Below are 15,561 nucleotides of genomic sequence, written 5' to 3'. Positions count from 1 at the left end.
AAAACATGGAACGAGATATTTTATTGCTTGGCAATCCCAGATTGTATGAGATTTCAGAGGAGGTGAAACGTGAGGAATTAGAAGAACTGCGCTCTGTTTTTACGGATATGTTTGATTGTATCAGAGGTATCCGACGAGATTATGGGTTTGGACGGGCAATTGCGGCACCACAGATTGGGGTACAGAAGCGGCTGATTTGTATTTTGACAGATCAGCCTTATGTCATTATCAATCCCCGGTTAGAATTTGTGGGTAATGAAATGATGGAGCTGATGGATGATTGTATGTCATTTCCAAATCTTCTGGTTCGGGTCAGACGCTATCGCCGCTGTATTTTACACTATCTGGACGAGAACTGGAAAGAACAGGAAATGTATCTGGAAGACGATATGTCTGAACTGATTCAGCATGAGTACGATCATTTGGATGGTATCCTGGCCACAATGCGGGCAATTGATAACAAGTCTTTTGTGATAAAACAATAGACAATTCTAATTTGAGCGAGAAAGGGATGAGAGAGATCAAATTACATCAGATATTTACGAAGGAGGGAAAGAGAAAATCATGAAATCTATTTTAATGATCGGTCAGTCAAATATGGCAGGAAGAGGATTTATAAATGAAGTACCGATGATCTGTAATGAAAGAATCCTAATGCTTCGCAATGCAGGATGGCAGATGATGGCGGAACCCATCAACTATGACCGTCCGAATGCAGGAATCGGGCTTGCGGGTTCCTTTGCTGCGATGTGGTGTATGGAGCATGAGGGAGAACAGATCGGGCTGATTCCATGTGCGGAAGGGGGAAGTTCACTGGATGATTGGGCAGTGGACAAAAATCTGTTCAAGAATGCAGTGATACAGGCTGGATTTGCGATGCAGGACAGTGAACTGATCGGTATCTTGTGGCATCAGGGCGAAAGTGACAGTTACGGAGGTGGTTATCAGACGTATTATAAAAAATTACAGGTGATTATTGAGTCACTCCGAAAAGAATTAAACGCATTCGAAGTTCCTTTGATTATTGGTGGATTAGGGGATTTTTTAGGAAAGAACGGATTTGGTCTGAATTGTACAGAATATGAACTTGTGAATGAACAGTTGTTAAAGTTTGCGAGAGAACAGGAGAATAGCTGCTTTGTGACTGCAGAAGGTCTGACTCCCAATCCGGATGGAATTCATATGGATGCGGTTTCGCAGAGAAGATTTGGTGTGCGCTATTATGAAGCATTTGTTAAAAGAGAGCATGTGCTAAAGCCGATAGAAAATGAGATGGAATTGTTGGAGCGATGCATCAGCGGACCACATACAAAAAGGGAAAAAATGTATCTGGCAATGGCAGAATTTGCAGCGGGGAAAATGACAGATGAGGAATTTGGCGAACGAATGAGAGTGATCACAGTAAGTTCAGAAGCGATGGAGGAATAGATGTGCTATGGGTATTATTTAGCGTTGCAATCGTGATCGCAGTTTACTTTGCCACTCGTTTTTTCTTATTAAAAAAAGCAATGAAAGAGGCAAATCGGGAGTTTCAGGATATTCTGAAAGATATACAGCAGAATCAGATCCTTCACATGGCGATGCCGGATAAAGAGCTGGAAAATATGGCGCAATCTGTCAATCAGGCATTGGAACAGATTCGAACAGAGCGTCAGGAGTATGAAAAGCGAGAGCGGGCATTTCAGTCAGAGATTGAGAATATCAGTCATGATCTGCGTACCCCGTTGACTGTGATATTGGGATATTTAAAGCTGATGAAGGGACAAAAGGAGACGGACATGGAGATGGTGGAGACGATCGAGCGGAAAGCAAAGACCATGCAAAGACTGGTGACAGATTTCTATGATTTGTCCCGACTTAGTGCCAGAGATTATGAAGTGGAGATCAAGGAAACAGATGTAGGAAGGATTCTTAGGGAATCACTGATGGATAGTTATCATATTTTAGAAAAACGCGCGTTGGAGCTGGAGGCGGAGATTCCGGAGCATATCATAGAAGTGTTAGGGGATGCATCGGCGTTGGAGCGTATTTTTTTAAATTTGATTCAGAATGCAGGACGATATGCACAAAGTTTTTTGCATGTGTTTGTAAGAGAGCAAAAGCAGCAGGTGTGGATCTGTTTTGAAAATGATGCCTTCAATGTGACAGAGGCAGATGTGGAGCATTTGTTTGAACGATTTTACAGGAAAGACCGGGCAAGAACACAGGAAGGAACCGGTCTGGGACTTACGGTAGCAAAGCAGCTGGCAGAAGCAATGGAAGCAAAATTGACTGCAGAACTGATCAGAGAGCCTGGAGGTGGGAAAGGAGAGATCATACCAAAACTGCGTTTTACATTAGAAATGAAAAAAGTAGAAAAATTTATGCAAAAGGAATAAAAATAAATAGAGTATTGCAATATTTTCGATTATAATGAAAGAAAAACATGTCGGAGGTATATGCAATGCGAGAGGAAAAAAAGAAAAAAAGAAAACGGATTCTTTCAGTAGTGCTTGCAGTGACAATGGGGATGTCCATGCTGACAGGATGTGGAGCATCTGAAAACAGCCAATCGGCAGAAACTGTCGAACTCAAAGGAGAGTATCAGGCATCGCCTTTTGTGCAGGCTGAGATCAACAGCGATACGGTAGAGTGGATTTGTGCAGCGTATGCCGTATATACGCAATATAATCATAAGACTCTGGGTGTGATAGGCGGATTATCAGACCAGGAAAAGGAATCTTCGCAGGACAGAATCAAACTGACACTTTCAGAGGGCTGGGGAATCAATGGCAGAGACGATGTGACAGAAGTCATCAATAAGCTGCTTATAAAAGGTCACAGGGAAACCTATTTAAAAACGGTGAAAAAATTGGAGAAGAAAGGCTTGCTGGAGCTTTCCACAGAAGAGGCTATGACAAATTTTTCCGAGGATGACGAGGAATTTGCGCGATATCAGGATGCTCATGAGATGTACACGCAATATGGAGAGCATGGAATGGATGGCTGGGATTACAGCAGAGCGCTTCAAGTGCTGGGGGACTGTTATCTTGCAGATTATATCAATCTGGAAGAATGTCTGGATCTGTCTCTTCCGATCGCAAAAAAGCTTCAGAGTGCATTTACGAGCTGGGAAGAACTGGCAGACAGCTATATATATGGATATGCGTTCTGGCAGAATGAAACAGCGGACGATGTAGAAACGAAGTTTCGAATTCAGGCCTATGCGGAATTAGTAGAAATGGAAAACAGTCCATATTCGGTTGCGTATGATACCAAATTGGAGAATACCTGGAAAGATGGGGAGAAACGGAAAGAAGAACGCAAAGCGTATGAAATGTCAGATGGATATGTTCCCATCCGATGTACAGATACAGAAAGTGTTCAGGTACGTCTTCCGGAAGAATATGTGTTTGACAAAGAAGATTATGAAGAGTATGAAAATACCAAATTTACCAAACCATGTGGGGATGGAGACAGCATCTATATCAGTTATCAGGCAGAATTTCTGGATGACAGGAACAATGCAGAATTGCAAAAAAAATATTGGACAGAAGGAAATGCACAAGAGAAGGAAAATGCAGAAAAGAAGGGCGGTACTTATGAAGCAGGGGAAATCAAGTCACTTTCCGTCAAGGAAGACCTCACCGTTTTTTATCTTGCTGAAAAAGAGGTGACGGAAGGCGGAACACAGCAGATTTCCTATCAGGCAGTGGCAGAAGTAGGGGGAAAATATCTGGTAAAATGCTATATCAGCGATGTGGCATCTCCGGGATATGAGCTGATGCTTGGCATGAATGAGGAAGCCCTGATAAAAGAACTGTTTTCTGATTTTAGGTGGTGAGCCTATGAATACACAGTGGGAATTGTATTTTCTGAGGCGGGAGATTGAGCGGCAGAAAATACAGAAACAGAGAAAGAAAAAGCGGCGCATATGGATTGCCGGTATAAGTGGACTGCTTGCATTGGTATTTCTTGCAGGCGGGATTTCTATGGTACGATTTTATAGAAGTGATTATGGAAAATTGAAGCGCGCAGCGGATCAGTATGATTTCAGACTGGCGGCAGTCAGGATGTCACAGTATGTGAATGAAAAATATGGAGAAGAGGTGTGCAGTTCCGGAGAGTTATCCGTCTCTCCCTGGGATCCATCCAATCTCCGATCTTATCTGGGGTTTCGGGCCGAATCAGAGGAGGATCCGGGCAAGGTGATCTATATGCTGTATTTGTCGAAAGAGAAAGTTGTGTATCTGGATACTTTTCAGTGGGAGGAGATTTCAGAAGATCTGATGCAGGAAGCTGCTGAGAAGACTGGAATTGATCAGGTGTGCTGTGACACGATGCAGTATTCGAGTGTGGAGCTGAGTGAGCCTTATTACTATTGTCCATGGGTGGCTGCAGGGGCATACATGACAGAATATGAAGGAAATCTGAAGCAGTTTTTTACAGAAGAGGTGAAGGTGCGTCAAGCTTTGCCTGATATAGAAAAATTGGGAGAACTTCGGATTAATGGGGCTTTTGCACTGTATTTTGGAGATTCTGCCGTACCGACCATGCGTGAACGGATTCAAAATCCAAATGTAGATTACCGAGAACAGTTTGAAACAGGGCTAAAAGCGATAGAAGAGAAATATCAGATCGATATTGCATCTGCTGTTTTGTTTCAAAGGGTATTTCTGGAGATGAAACAGGCAGTGACGGAAAAGGAGTCTTATTCGATTTTTCCGACGACATGGATGGAGTATGGAAAAGGGGAGACATTTTTCAGTCCGGCATATACACTTCTGAGCTTATCTTATGATCAGGTGTTTGAACCGAAAGCGGAAAAGGCAGCAGAAGGTGTGTATGTATTCTCAACCAATGGGAGAAGACGCATGACAGGGTATACCTGTAAAACAACAAAACCTCCAGAGGAAGTCCGTGATTTGGCAGAAAAAGAGCTCTCGGGATGGGAGTTTGATCAGACCTTGCTGTTCCATAGAAACGAGAATTACAGTACACAGGAATATCCGATTTCTTATGCCTTGGCAATTGATGCAGAGAAGCTGTATCCGGATCAGGAGATCTCTGTCATCGGATGGGATAATCTGGACTGGGCAGTGTGTCAGGCGAAAGAACAGAATCTATATCCGCCGAACCGTACTGCAAGAGCCACCTATCAAATGGAAGATGGGTTTATGGTATTTGGCGATACAGATGGATACGGAACGAAAAATTATGGGGATAAGCTGTATTCCATTTTGACCAGGTAATGGAGAGTGCAGGCGGAGGAGCGAAAATGGAAAAATATAATAAAAGAGTGCCTGGAAGGATATCCGGAGTTTTACTGATCTTGCTGGGAGGTTTGGGGATGGCATATAAAATCCTTCTGGTATGGATGGATATTCTGCTGATGCAGGAGTTTCAGAACGAAGAACTTCCGGAACTTGCACGGACGCAGATGGTTTTTACGGCAAAAGATGTATGTCTGGCGATTTTGTGTCTGATTTTGCTGATATGGGGAGTTCGTAAGATTGTGCGTGTGATCCGGTTTTACCGGTTTAAAAAGTTTATCGGAGATCGTGAGATCGTGGCTCTTGAGGAACTTGCAGAAAAGTTTCATACATCAAAGACGAAAATCCGCAGTGAACTGGAGATGATGATTCAACACAATTATTTGTTGCAGGGGCATGTGAATCAGGAGTTCCCGTGTTTGATCACAACGGATCAAAAATACAAGGAATATCTGCAGGTGCTTGAGACGTTGGAGCAGGAGAAGAAAGAATGGGAAGAACTGGGATTTGACGAAGAAAAACGAAAGATCGTGGAGCGTGCACAGAGCTGTCTTTCCAGGATTCAGGAGTCTGTGGCAGTCATTTCTGCGAAAAGAGAAGGAAAGGAAGTATTTCTGGAAGATCTGCACAAGCTGGAGTGCGGCGTGAAAAAGCTGATTTCCGTATGTAGTCATAATCCGGCAAATTTGCAGGAGATGAGCATGTTTTTGAATTATTATCTTCCTACGGCTGAAAAGTTTGCAAGAGAGTATGAGCAGCTTCTTGGGTATGAAAATTTCGGGGAAAATATGGAGAGTCTGAAACAAGATATCCCACAGGGAGTGAGGGAGCTTGCGGAAGCATTTGAACAGATTGCAATTCGGATGTGTGATAAGATGGAAATCAATATTTTCCAGGATATTACGGTTTTGGAAGTATTGATGGCTCAAAACAGCAGGAAAGGAGCAGGAACGGATGAGCAGAAAAAGAAAAATTCTTGATATTCTCGGTATGATTCTGGGAGTTCTTCTGGTGATCGTAAATGGAATGATGGTCGGTCTGGAATATATGTATCAGGTAGGGGATAAGATTTATATGCTCGGTACGATGCGCGACAAGATGATTCCACTTGTATTTGGTGTGTTCTGCTTTCTGCTTGGTGTGTTCCTGATCTACAGAGGGCCCCGGGATTTCAGACGATATCGCAGATATCAGCTTTTTAAAAGTATCTGTGCCGGAAGGGAATATGTAGAGATTGAAGAAATTGCCCGGGAAGGACGATGTTCTCCAAGTTCTGCGCTTCGAAGCACGAAACAGATGTTGAAAAAGCACTTGCTTACGGGAGCGGTTCTGGATGTGCAGGAAGGCATGATTCTGTTTGGCGAAGAGGTGAAAGCATCGTATCAGAAAGCATGGAGTCAGTGGAATCAAAAACAGAATGTGTACAGAGCAGTCGGGGTATCTCTGGAAGAGCAGGAGGCATTTCTTTTGGGAAAACAGCAGGCAGAAGAACTGCAGGAGCTGGCAGGAGAAATTGAGGAGTCTAATATTCGAGCCCTGCTGCAAAGGGTTGCAGAAGTCTATGTAAGCCGCTTTGATCATGCAGAGAAAGAGCGGGGCAATTTTGAGTTTCTTCAGACCGTACGGGCAGACTATTTGCCGGAGGTGGAAAAGATGGCACGAAAATATATTCAAATGGAAAAATTGGATGAGACAGCGAAAGATACGTTTGCGGCGGAAAAGTTTGGAAAATTTCTGGAGAATTTCCCGGGAATGGATGGCCTTTGAATCTTCGCTGGCAAAGTCTCTGCAATGGTGTTATAATGGATGCAGACTATGAGAAAAATGTAATAAAGGAGCGTATCTAATTATGGGAAAGATTATGCTGACAGGTGACAGACCTACGGGAAGACTCCATGTGGGACACTATGTAGGTTCTTTAAAGCGCAGAGTAGAGCTGCAGAATACAGGAGATTTTGATGAGATGTTCGTGATGATCGCAGATGCACAGGCACTGACAGACAATGCGGACAATCCGGAAAAGGTACGTCAGAATATTATTGAGGTGGCGCTGGACTATCTGGCATGCGGACTGGATCCCCAAAAGTGTACACTGTTTATCCAGTCACAGATTCCACAGCTGTGTGAGCTTTCATTTTATTATATGAATCTGGTGACAGTTTCCAGGCTTCAGAGAAACCCTACGGTAAAATCTGAGATTCAGATGCGGAATTTTGAGGCAAGTATTCCGGTCGGATTCTTTACTTATCCGATCAGCCAGGCAGCAGATATCACTGCATTTAAGGCGAACGTAGTTCCGGTAGGAGAGGATCAGCTTCCGATGCTGGAGCAGACAAAAGAGATTGTAAGAAAGTTCAACTCTGTTTATGGAGATACACTGGTAGAGCCGGAGATCCTTCTTCCTGAAAATCAGGCATGTCTGCGTCTTCCGGGAACAGACGGAAAAGCGAAGATGAGTAAATCACTCGGAAACTGTATCTATCTTTCAGAGGAGCCGGATGAGATCCAGAAAAAAGTATTCGGCATGTTTACAGACCCGACACACATCAAAGTGTCAGATCCTGGAAAGCTGGAAGGCAATACAGTATTTACTTATCTGGATGCATTCTGCAGACCAGAGTATTTTGCAGAATTCCTGCCGGACTATGCAAATCTGCAGGAATTAAAAGATCATTATACAAGAGGCGGTCTTGGAGACATGAAAGTAAAACGTTTCCTGAATAACGTACTGCAGGCAGAACTGGAGCCGATCAGAAACCTCAGAAAAGAATATCAGAAGGATATTCCATATGTATATGAGATTCTGAAAAAAGGAAGCGAAAAGGCTGAAGCTGTTGCAGAGAAGACACTTCAGGAAGTGAAAGCATCCATGAAGATTAACTATTTTAACGATCAGGAACTGATTGCAGCACAGGCTGAAAAGTTCAGAGAAGAATAGAAAAGATACCGGGAATCCTGTGAAAACAGGAGGTTCCCGGTATCTTTTTTACAGATCGTCGATCAGTGCGGTACTTTTTGCATAGGCGGTACTTTTGGCTTCAAAGAAGTCAGTTTTTACCATGTTGGCATTGGAATACTGGCTCACCCAGCGCATACTGTCCGGTTCCTGTGTTTGATCCGGATAGATCGGATCAAACCCCAGATTTGTGAACCGCAGATTTCCGAGATACTGGATATATTCCGTGATCATTTCTTTTGTCAGTCCGGCAATCTGATTCCCGATCACATAATGCCCCCAGGCGATTTCCTGACGAACCCCTTCTTTTAACATTTCCTTTAATATTTCGATATGCTCCGGTGTAAATAACTCCGGCAGTTCTTTCTTCATTTCCAGGATCATATTGCGGAACAGCCAGAGATGCGTGTTCTCATCCCGGTTGATATAGCGAATTTCCTGAGCGGAGCCTGGCATTTTCCCGTTTCGGCTTAGGTTGTAGAAAAACATAAATCCGCTGTAGAAGTAAATCCCTTCCAGAATATAGTTTGCCATCATAACTTTCAGCAAGGTGAAATCGTCTTTTTTCTCCTGAAATTCATTGTACAAATCTCCGATAAAGGTGTTTCTTCTTAGTAAATGCGCATCGTTCTTCCACTGGTAGAGAATATCGTTTCGTTCTACTGGACTGCAGATGGAGTCCAGCATATAACTGTAACTCTGGCTGTGTACACATTCCTGAAATGTCTGGATCGAGAGACAGAGATTAATCTCGTTTGCGGTAATGTATTCACCGATGCACGGGAGGTTTGCAGTCTGGATGGAATCCAGAAACACAAGAAAGCTTAAGATCTTGTTGTATGCAGTGCGTTCGTTCTCAGTCAGATTCGGATAATCCTTGATATCCTGGGACAGGTTGATCTCCTCCGGAATCCAGAAATTATTCATGGCCTGCCGGTACCAGTTGTTCACCCAGGTGTAGCGCAGATTGTTGAAATCATTTAAGTTGGTTGTATTGCCGCCGATCATGCGGCGGAGACGGATATCCGTGTCGCCGCCGGGATTGAACAGAGGCTTTTTCTTTAATTCAGACATAAAAATTCTCCTTGTTTTTCTTATTCAGATCAGGAAGAGCAGCTTTCGCATTCTTCTACTTCCAGAGATTTGCTTCGTACATAGTAAATGGTTTTTACACCTTCTTCCCATGCTTTCAAATACAGGTTGAAAATCTGACGCATGGTGAAATCATTGGTGATGTAGATGTTCATGCTTTGCGCCTGGTCAATGTGCCTTTGGCGCACTCCGCAGGCACGAATGCTGTAAGTCTGATCGATCAGATGGGCGTTTTTGTAATACCAGTAAGTAGCCGGTGACAATTCCGGTGCGACTCGTGGGAGCATACTGCCTTTTTTCTCTTCCAGAAAATAACGTTTCAGGATAGGATCTAGTCCGGCAGTCGTCCCGGAGATGATACTGGTGCTGCTGGTAGGTGCAACGGCGAGCAGATACGCATTTCTCATGCCCTGTGTGGCAACCTTTTTTTGCAGGGCAAGCCATTTTTCTGAATGATAGTCTCTTTTTTCAAAGTAGGCGCCGCTTTGCCAGTCACTTCCATTAAAAAGAGAATAACTTTCCTTTTCCTCGGCGAGATTGGTACTTGCAAGAATTGCCGCATAATTGATCGTCTCAAATACAGTGTCAGCAAATTTCAGATGTTCTTCACTTTCCCAGATAATTCCGTGCTTTGCCAGCATGTGGTGGTAGCCGCTGACGCCAAGTCCGATGCTTCGGTATTTTTGATTGGTCAGCTTTGCATACGGAGTGGGATAGAAGTTCAGATCAATCACATTGTCCAGTGCGCGGACAGCGGTAGAAACAATCTCTTCCATATAAGAGGTATCCGTAACCGGAAGATGACCGAGGGAGAGACTGGCGAGATTGCACACCACGAATTCTCCGGGTCTGGTCACAGTGACAACGACGGTGTCTCCGTCTGTGGTCTGTACTTCTTTGCTTACTTCTTCAATTGCCTGCATATTCTGGGCAATCTCGGTACAGAGGTTGGAGCAGTAGATCATTCCGGCATGTCCGTTCGGATTCATGCGGTTGACCGTATCTCTGTTAAATGTAAACGGAGTTCCGGTTTCGGCAGCAGACCGAAGAACCAGGCGGATGATATCTTTGAGTGTGACTGTCCGTTTGGAAATACGGGCATCCTGTACACAATCCAGATAGCGGCGTTCCCATTCTTCTCCAAAGTAGTCTTCCAGATGGTATCCCTTTGCCTGAAAAATCTCATGCGGACACATTAAGTACCAGTTTTGATCCATATCTTCTTTTGCCATTTTCCAGAATAAATCCGGATAGCAGACTGCCGGAAATACGTCATGCGCTTTCATGCGGTCATCTCCGTTGTTCGTACGGAGCTGTAGAAATTCCGGGAGATCCCGGTGCCATACATCCAGATAGACGGCAACCGCACCCTGACGCATACCGAGCTGGTCTACGGCAACAGCCGTGTCATTGACCAGACGGATCCAGCGGATCACACCGCCTGCGGCACCTTCGAATCCGCGGATATTACTTCCGCTTGCCCGTACTTTTCCGAAATACATTCCCATACCGCCGCCGAATTTGCTGACCTGGGCAAAATTATCGATACTTCGGTAAATCCCTTCCAGACTGTCTGGCACGGTATCGATGAAGCAGCTGGAGAGCTGATGATATGGCTTACGTGCATTGGAAAGTGTCGGTGTAGCCATAGTCACTTCCAGACGACTCAGCATATCATAGAATTTTTTTACCCAGAGCATCCGATCGTTTCTTTCATTCATGGCCAGATGCAGTGCGATTCCGAGAAACATCTCCTGTGGAGATTCCAGTGGAATATGGTCATGTGTGCGGATGACGTAGCGTTTCAGGAGCAGATCGAGTCCGGAAAAAGTAAATAAATTGTTGCGTTCCGCTTTTAAATAAGTTTCGGCAAGTAACAGCTCTTCCCGGGAGTAATGCTCCAGAATGTAGGAACCGTACAGATTCTGCCGGGTCAGATATACGAGTTTTTTGTAAAAATCAGAAAGTTCTCTGCGTGTTTCTTCCTGTTTTAAGTGAAAACTGAATTGAAAATATAATAGTCTTGCAGCAATAAACTCCCATTTCGGAGCTTCTGCGGTGGTAAGTTCTGCTGCGGCCTGAAACAGACTTTCAAGCTTCTGCCCGCAGGTACTCTGCGGTGTGAGAAAACTGCGAAATTTTGTATTCAGATACTCCAAAGAGTAGCAGATTTCAGGGAAATCAGTCTGGATCTCAAGCAAAATCGCATCCAGTTTTAAACGGGCTTCATCAGGAAGAACGTTTGAAAACTCCTCTGAGAGTTTATTTCTATTAAAAATTCCTGTAGGATCGGTCGTTTGCATGTAGTGTCTCCTTTTCGTTTTAAGTTGTAAAAATACAAAATATAGTGGATTTGGAAATTATAACACAAGATATTGGATAATTCTAGTCCGGATTTGAAAAAAGTGATCAGTGAGAAAAATAATTGAGAACACAAAAAACCTCTGCAGATATCCTGCAGAGGTTAGCGTGCGATAGAAGATTCGAACTCCCGACCTTCTGGTCCGTAGCCAGACGCTCTATCCAGCTGAGCTAATCGCACCCGTTAAGAACAAATGTCGTTCACAACGAAATTAAGTATAACCTGAAGCAATCGATTTGTCAACAACTTTTTTGAAAAAATTTAAAAAATTTTGAGATATGTACAGAGACGTAAGAAGGTGCTATAATAATCCAGATTGTATGAGGCAGAATTCTGCCTTAGAAACTATGGAGGACAAAAGATGTATCAGTATGATTATTTAATCGTAGGAGCCGGATTATATGGAGCAGTGATGGCACATGAGCTGCATAAAAAAGGGAAACACTGTCTTGTGATCGACAGAAGAGACCACATCGCTGGAAATATTTACTGTGAGGAGATCGAAGGAATCCATGTACACAAATATGGTGCCCATATCTTCCATACTTCCAATCAAAAAGTGTGGGAGTATATCAATCAGTTTGCCGAGTTTAACAACTATATCAATTCTCCGATTGCTGTATACAAGGATGAATTATACAATCTCCCGTTTAATATGAATACATTCAGCAAAATGTGGGGAATCCGTACACCCGGGGAAGCGAAAGAAATGATTGCAAAACAGGTGGCAGAATGTCAGATTACAGAGCCAAAGAATCTGGAAGAACAGGCATTGTCTCTGGGCGGTCGTGATGTTTATGAAAAATTGATCAAAGGGTATACAGAAAAGCAGTGGGGACGTGACTGCAAAGAACTCCCGGCATTTATTATCAAACGGCTTCCGTTCCGTTTTACTTATGACAACAATTATTTCAATGACCGCTATCAGGGAATTCCGATCGGCGGTTATAATGGAATCATCGAGAAGATGTTAGAGGGGGTGGAAGTCAGAACAGGTGTTGATTTCTTTGAATTCCGAAAAGAACAGGCGGATATTGCAGAAAAGATTATTTTTACAGGAATGATCGACGAGTATTTTGAGTATCGGCTGGGAGCACTTGAGTATCGTTCGGTGAGATTTGAAACAGAAGTATTAGACTGTGATAACTATCAGGGAAATGCAGTGGTCAATTATACAGAGCGGGAAGTTCCGTACACAAGAATTATCGAGCACAAGCATTTTGAATTCGGACAGCAGGAGAAAACCGTAATTTCCAGAGAATACTCTTCTGAGTGGAAAGTGGGGATGGAACCGTACTATCCGGTAAATGATGAAAAGAATACCAGATTGTTCGAAAAATATCAGGAGCTGGCAAAAGCGGAAGGAAATGTCATTTTTGGAGGTCGTCTCGGCGATTATAAGTATTACGATATGGATAAAGTGATCGAAGCAGCACTGAATCGACTGGAAACAATGGAATAGAAAAGGGTGAGAAGATGGAAGAAAACAAGAAAAAAAATCTGATGCGTCAGATCATCCGTTTTGCATTTGTAGGCGGAAGTGCATTCGTCATTGACTATGGAGTGATGATCTTTCTGACAGAGATGATCGGAATCAATTATCTGATTTCCAGCGGAATTTCATTTTCGGTTTCGGTTATTTACAATTATATTTTGAGTGTACACTGGGTATTTGATGTGGCGGAGGACAGAAGCAAGAGAGCAGAGTTTGTCATTTTCATCATACTTAGTGTGATCGGACTAGGAATCAACCAGCTCGTGATGTGGATCGCAGTCGATATTTTTAGAATGTTCTACATGATCGCAAAGATCGGGGTAACAGCAATTGTAATGGTATATAATTTTATTACGAGAAAACTGTTTCTGGAAAAATAGAGACAGAAACACATGATGCAGGCACAGAAAAGTGCTTGCATTTTTTATGGAAATCGAGTAAGATACAATTACTTTTTATATTCTTTAATTCATATGACGGCAGGAAGTTTTCTGTCATCAGATACAGATTCGGTCGAATCTATTTTTCACAGAACAGTAGTTAAAAAGAGAGCAAGGATGCAGAGAGGAGAAGGAGTGAAAGACGAGAAAGGATATGATGTAGTTCGTTTTATTGAACATGGAGGAAAATGCAGGCCTGCCATGGACTATGTGAGAGGGCAAACTTTAATTGGACGTCTTCAGACGGAGAAAAAGATACCAAAAAAGCTTTTATTTCAATGGTTTCGGATGCTGTGTACTCAGCTGGATTGTTATCATCGAAGTAAAGGGATGCAGTGTTACCGGTATTTGAGCCCGTACAGTGTGATCGTAACGCGGGAGGAGAAGCTGCTTTTACTGGATCTGAGTGTACCCGGCAACGGATTTGTGATGAAGAAAATGCAGATACCGGCTGTCCGCGCGCATTTCGTGATGCCAGCAGGAAAGAAACGAAGCGGCATGGCAGTCGGAATAGACTTGTATGGTCTCGGCAAATTGTTTCAGTTTATGCTGGCATATACGAGTGTGGTTCCGCCGCTTACCTGGAAGGAGGAGTTTATGATGTCATTGGTGATCCAAAAATGTACAGGGGAAAATGGAAAGAAAACATACCGGGAATTTGATCAGATCCTGCGGGAACTGCCAAGAGGCGACAGGCGGAAATCCTGTTTCCGTAAAATAAAAAAAGCCCTATAACAGGGAGGATGCCAGGTGACCGTTGTCACGGTCCCTGGCGAGTATTATGAAAAAGTTTATTCGAATAGTATCACTACTATGCGGCATCTTTTGCTATCAAATGTTTTATCTTCATTTGATATTTATAGTATAGTCAGGAGAAATGAAGAAACAATGTTAATAAAATGAAAGAATTTTGAATGATAAATGAACAAATTATGAACAGCAAAGTCGCGGTTGTAAGGGGAAAGAGAACTTGATATAATGGACAAAATGACAGATGTGAAAGGAAAGGGAGGATAAGAGATGTCACAGAAAGAATTTCTGGAAGAGCTGCGCACAGCGTTGAGCGGAAAACTGAGTGCTCAGGCTGTTTTAGAGAATATAGAGTATTATCGTAATTATATAGAAGGAGAAGTGCGAAGTGGCAAATCCGAAGCTCAGGTGTTGGAGATGCTCGGAGATCCGTGGATTCTGGCAAGGACGATCTCAGATGCGCAGGATGGTACGGATGATTCGATTGTAAATGAAGCGGGCGGCAGCGATTATGGTGCTTACGGAGAAGAGACCGGCAGACAGGACATGCATTTTCAGGAATTGAGATTTCCGTGGTGGAAGATCGCGCTGATCATTCTGGCTGTGATCCTTGGAATTGTTCTGGTTATTTCTGTGATCACGGGGCTCATCAGACTTCTGCTCCCGGTTCTTGTTCCAATTCTGATCGTGTGTCTGATCGTGCAGTTTTTCAAGGGAAAACGTTGATAGAGATAAAGTAAAAGACCGATGGGGGAGCCATCGGTCTTTTGAGGGGAGTATAAATAATTAATAAGGGGTTGTAGAAAGACTACTTTCTACAAGCACAAGTATAATATAAGAAATTGGAAAATGCAAGCAAAAATACAAAAATTCCGAATAAAATTGAAAGATGCAGAGATACTATGAGTGTACCAAATAAATTTTTCAGGAGGAATACTCATGGCTAAGAACTACAGCAATAAAGAAAACAACAGAAACATGGCAAACAACAATGCATCAGAAAACGGATATTCATCATATGCAGATGAACAGAACAGAAACAGTAAAAACAGCAGAAATACAAATAAGACAACATCGAAAAACTGCCATAGAAACGGCACGAATTCCAGCGAAAACATGAATAACGCCAGATAATATCAGAGCGGGACTCATGTAAGTGAAAAAAAGAGGATACGATTTTAGTGTGCAGACAGCAGCAGAATCGTATCCTCTTC

General features: G+C 43.1%; 15 protein-coding genes and 1 tRNA gene. 13 read left to right on the top strand and 3 right to left on the bottom strand.

Annotated features, from left to right (window positions below; all coding sequences use genetic code 11):
- Positions 1-5: 5 nt before the first annotated feature.
- From FXV78_RS02695 to trpS, 8 genes are all read left to right on the top strand, one after another.
- Positions 6-485 (top strand): peptide deformylase, encoded by a 480-nt coding sequence (locus FXV78_RS02695; protein ID WP_004843555.1) that lies wholly within the window; start codon positions 6-8, stop codon positions 483-485.
- A gap of 79 nt (positions 486-564) precedes the next feature.
- Positions 565-1,428 carry a sialate O-acetylesterase gene (locus FXV78_RS02690; RefSeq protein WP_004843554.1) on the top strand — a complete coding sequence of 288 codons (864 nt, stop codon included), beginning with the start codon at positions 565-567 and terminating at the stop codon, positions 1,426-1,428.
- 2 nt (positions 1,429-1,430) lie between these two features.
- Positions 1,431-2,378: a sensor histidine kinase gene (locus FXV78_RS02685; protein WP_004843553.1), complete on the top strand. Its 948-nt coding sequence runs from the start codon at positions 1,431-1,433 to the stop codon at positions 2,376-2,378.
- 65 nt (positions 2,379-2,443) lie between these two features.
- Positions 2,444-3,823 (top strand): DUF1266 domain-containing protein, encoded by a 1,380-nt coding sequence (locus FXV78_RS02680; protein WP_101871984.1) that lies wholly within the window; start codon positions 2,444-2,446, stop codon positions 3,821-3,823.
- A 4-nt stretch (positions 3,824-3,827) separates the two neighbouring features.
- On the top strand, positions 3,828-5,231 hold the full coding sequence (locus FXV78_RS02675) for a hypothetical protein (protein ID WP_004843551.1): 1,404 nt from the start codon (positions 3,828-3,830) through the stop codon (positions 5,229-5,231).
- 98 nt (positions 5,232-5,329) lie between these two features.
- Complete coding sequence (locus tag FXV78_RS02670) at positions 5,330-6,232, top strand: hypothetical protein (protein ID WP_131588783.1); 903 nt, start codon at positions 5,330-5,332, stop codon at positions 6,230-6,232.
- Complete coding sequence (locus FXV78_RS02665) at positions 6,207-7,019, top strand: hypothetical protein (protein WP_004843549.1); 813 nt, start codon at positions 6,207-6,209, stop codon at positions 7,017-7,019. Before FXV78_RS02670 ends, FXV78_RS02665 begins: the two co-directional genes overlap by 26 nt.
- Before the next feature lie 82 nt (positions 7,020-7,101).
- On the top strand, positions 7,102-8,190 hold the full coding sequence (trpS, locus tag FXV78_RS02660) for a tryptophan--tRNA ligase (RefSeq protein ID WP_004843548.1): 1,089 nt from the start codon (positions 7,102-7,104) through the stop codon (positions 8,188-8,190).
- Between the two features lie 48 nt (positions 8,191-8,238).
- Here the strand turns inward: trpS and FXV78_RS02655 are convergent, their stop codons facing one another.
- The 3 genes from FXV78_RS02655 to FXV78_RS02645 all read right to left on the bottom strand — a co-directional run bounded on the left by FXV78_RS02655 (position 8,239) and on the right by FXV78_RS02645 (position 11,842).
- Positions 8,239-9,282: a ribonucleotide-diphosphate reductase subunit beta gene (locus FXV78_RS02655; RefSeq protein ID WP_004843547.1), complete on the bottom strand. Its 1,044-nt coding sequence runs from the start codon at positions 9,280-9,282 to the stop codon at positions 8,239-8,241.
- Between the two features lie 29 nt (positions 9,283-9,311).
- Entirely contained in the window at positions 9,312-11,603 is a 2,292-nt protein-coding gene (locus tag FXV78_RS02650) for a ribonucleoside-diphosphate reductase subunit alpha (RefSeq protein WP_004843546.1), read from the bottom strand.
- Positions 11,604-11,768: 165 nt separating this feature from the next.
- Positions 11,769-11,842, bottom strand: a tRNA-Arg gene (locus FXV78_RS02645).
- A gap of 181 nt (positions 11,843-12,023) precedes the next feature.
- Between FXV78_RS02645 and glf the strand changes: the two genes are divergently transcribed.
- The 5 genes from glf (at position 12,024) to FXV78_RS02620 (ending at position 15,481) form a co-directional block, all read left to right on the top strand.
- On the top strand, positions 12,024-13,124 hold the full coding sequence (glf, locus tag FXV78_RS02640) for a UDP-galactopyranose mutase (protein ID WP_004843545.1): 1,101 nt from the start codon (positions 12,024-12,026) through the stop codon (positions 13,122-13,124).
- Positions 13,125-13,138: 14 nt separating this feature from the next.
- Positions 13,139-13,537, top strand: a complete 399-nt coding sequence (locus FXV78_RS02635) for a GtrA family protein (RefSeq protein ID WP_004843544.1) — start codon at positions 13,139-13,141, stop codon at positions 13,535-13,537.
- A 177-nt stretch (positions 13,538-13,714) separates the two neighbouring features.
- Positions 13,715-14,332, top strand: coding sequence for a hypothetical protein (locus FXV78_RS02630; RefSeq protein WP_226970752.1), 618 nt, complete (start codon positions 13,715-13,717; stop codon positions 14,330-14,332).
- Positions 14,333-14,617: 285 nt separating this feature from the next.
- Complete coding sequence (locus FXV78_RS02625; protein WP_004843542.1) at positions 14,618-15,073, top strand: DUF1700 domain-containing protein; 456 nt, start codon at positions 14,618-14,620, stop codon at positions 15,071-15,073.
- Between the two features lie 213 nt (positions 15,074-15,286).
- Complete coding sequence (locus FXV78_RS02620) at positions 15,287-15,481, top strand: hypothetical protein (protein ID WP_009244939.1); 195 nt, start codon at positions 15,287-15,289, stop codon at positions 15,479-15,481.
- The last annotated feature ends 80 nt before the right edge of the window (positions 15,482-15,561 follow it).

The organism is Mediterraneibacter gnavus ATCC 29149 (genome assembly GCF_008121495.1).
GTDB lineage: Bacteria > Bacillota > Clostridia > Lachnospirales > Lachnospiraceae > Mediterraneibacter > Mediterraneibacter gnavus.
The sequence above is the reverse complement of the archived record's forward strand: the minus strand, read 5'-3'. Positions and strand labels throughout refer to the sequence as shown.

Excerpts from the sequence above, each read along its gene's own strand:
- FXV78_RS02670 (WP_131588783.1), top strand. The coding sequence starts at position 5,330 with ATGGCATATAAAATCCTTCTGGTATGGATGGATATTCTGCTGATGCAG.
- FXV78_RS02675 (WP_004843551.1), top strand. The coding sequence starts at position 3,828 with ATGAATACACAGTGGGAATTGTATTTTCTGAGGCGGGAGATTGAGCGG.
- FXV78_RS02650 (WP_004843546.1), bottom strand. The coding sequence starts at position 11,603 with ATGCAAACGACCGATCCTACAGGAATTTTTAATAGAAATAAACTCTCA.
- trpS (WP_004843548.1), top strand. The coding sequence starts at position 7,102 with ATGGGAAAGATTATGCTGACAGGTGACAGACCTACGGGAAGACTCCAT.
- FXV78_RS02695 (WP_004843555.1), top strand. The coding sequence starts at position 6 with ATGGAACGAGATATTTTATTGCTTGGCAATCCCAGATTGTATGAGATT.
- FXV78_RS02665 (WP_004843549.1), top strand. The coding sequence starts at position 6,207 with ATGAGCAGAAAAAGAAAAATTCTTGATATTCTCGGTATGATTCTGGGA.
- glf (WP_004843545.1), top strand. The coding sequence starts at position 12,024 with ATGTATCAGTATGATTATTTAATCGTAGGAGCCGGATTATATGGAGCA.
- FXV78_RS02690 (WP_004843554.1), top strand. The coding sequence starts at position 565 with ATGAAATCTATTTTAATGATCGGTCAGTCAAATATGGCAGGAAGAGGA.
- FXV78_RS02625 (WP_004843542.1), top strand. The coding sequence starts at position 14,618 with ATGTCACAGAAAGAATTTCTGGAAGAGCTGCGCACAGCGTTGAGCGGA.
- FXV78_RS02630 (WP_226970752.1), top strand. The coding sequence starts at position 13,715 with ATGCAGAGAGGAGAAGGAGTGAAAGACGAGAAAGGATATGATGTAGTT.
- FXV78_RS02655 (WP_004843547.1), bottom strand. The coding sequence starts at position 9,282 with ATGTCTGAATTAAAGAAAAAGCCTCTGTTCAATCCCGGCGGCGACACG.
- FXV78_RS02680 (WP_101871984.1), top strand. The coding sequence starts at position 2,444 with ATGCGAGAGGAAAAAAAGAAAAAAAGAAAACGGATTCTTTCAGTAGTG.
- FXV78_RS02635 (WP_004843544.1), top strand. The coding sequence starts at position 13,139 with ATGGAAGAAAACAAGAAAAAAAATCTGATGCGTCAGATCATCCGTTTT.
- FXV78_RS02620 (WP_009244939.1), top strand. The coding sequence starts at position 15,287 with ATGGCTAAGAACTACAGCAATAAAGAAAACAACAGAAACATGGCAAAC.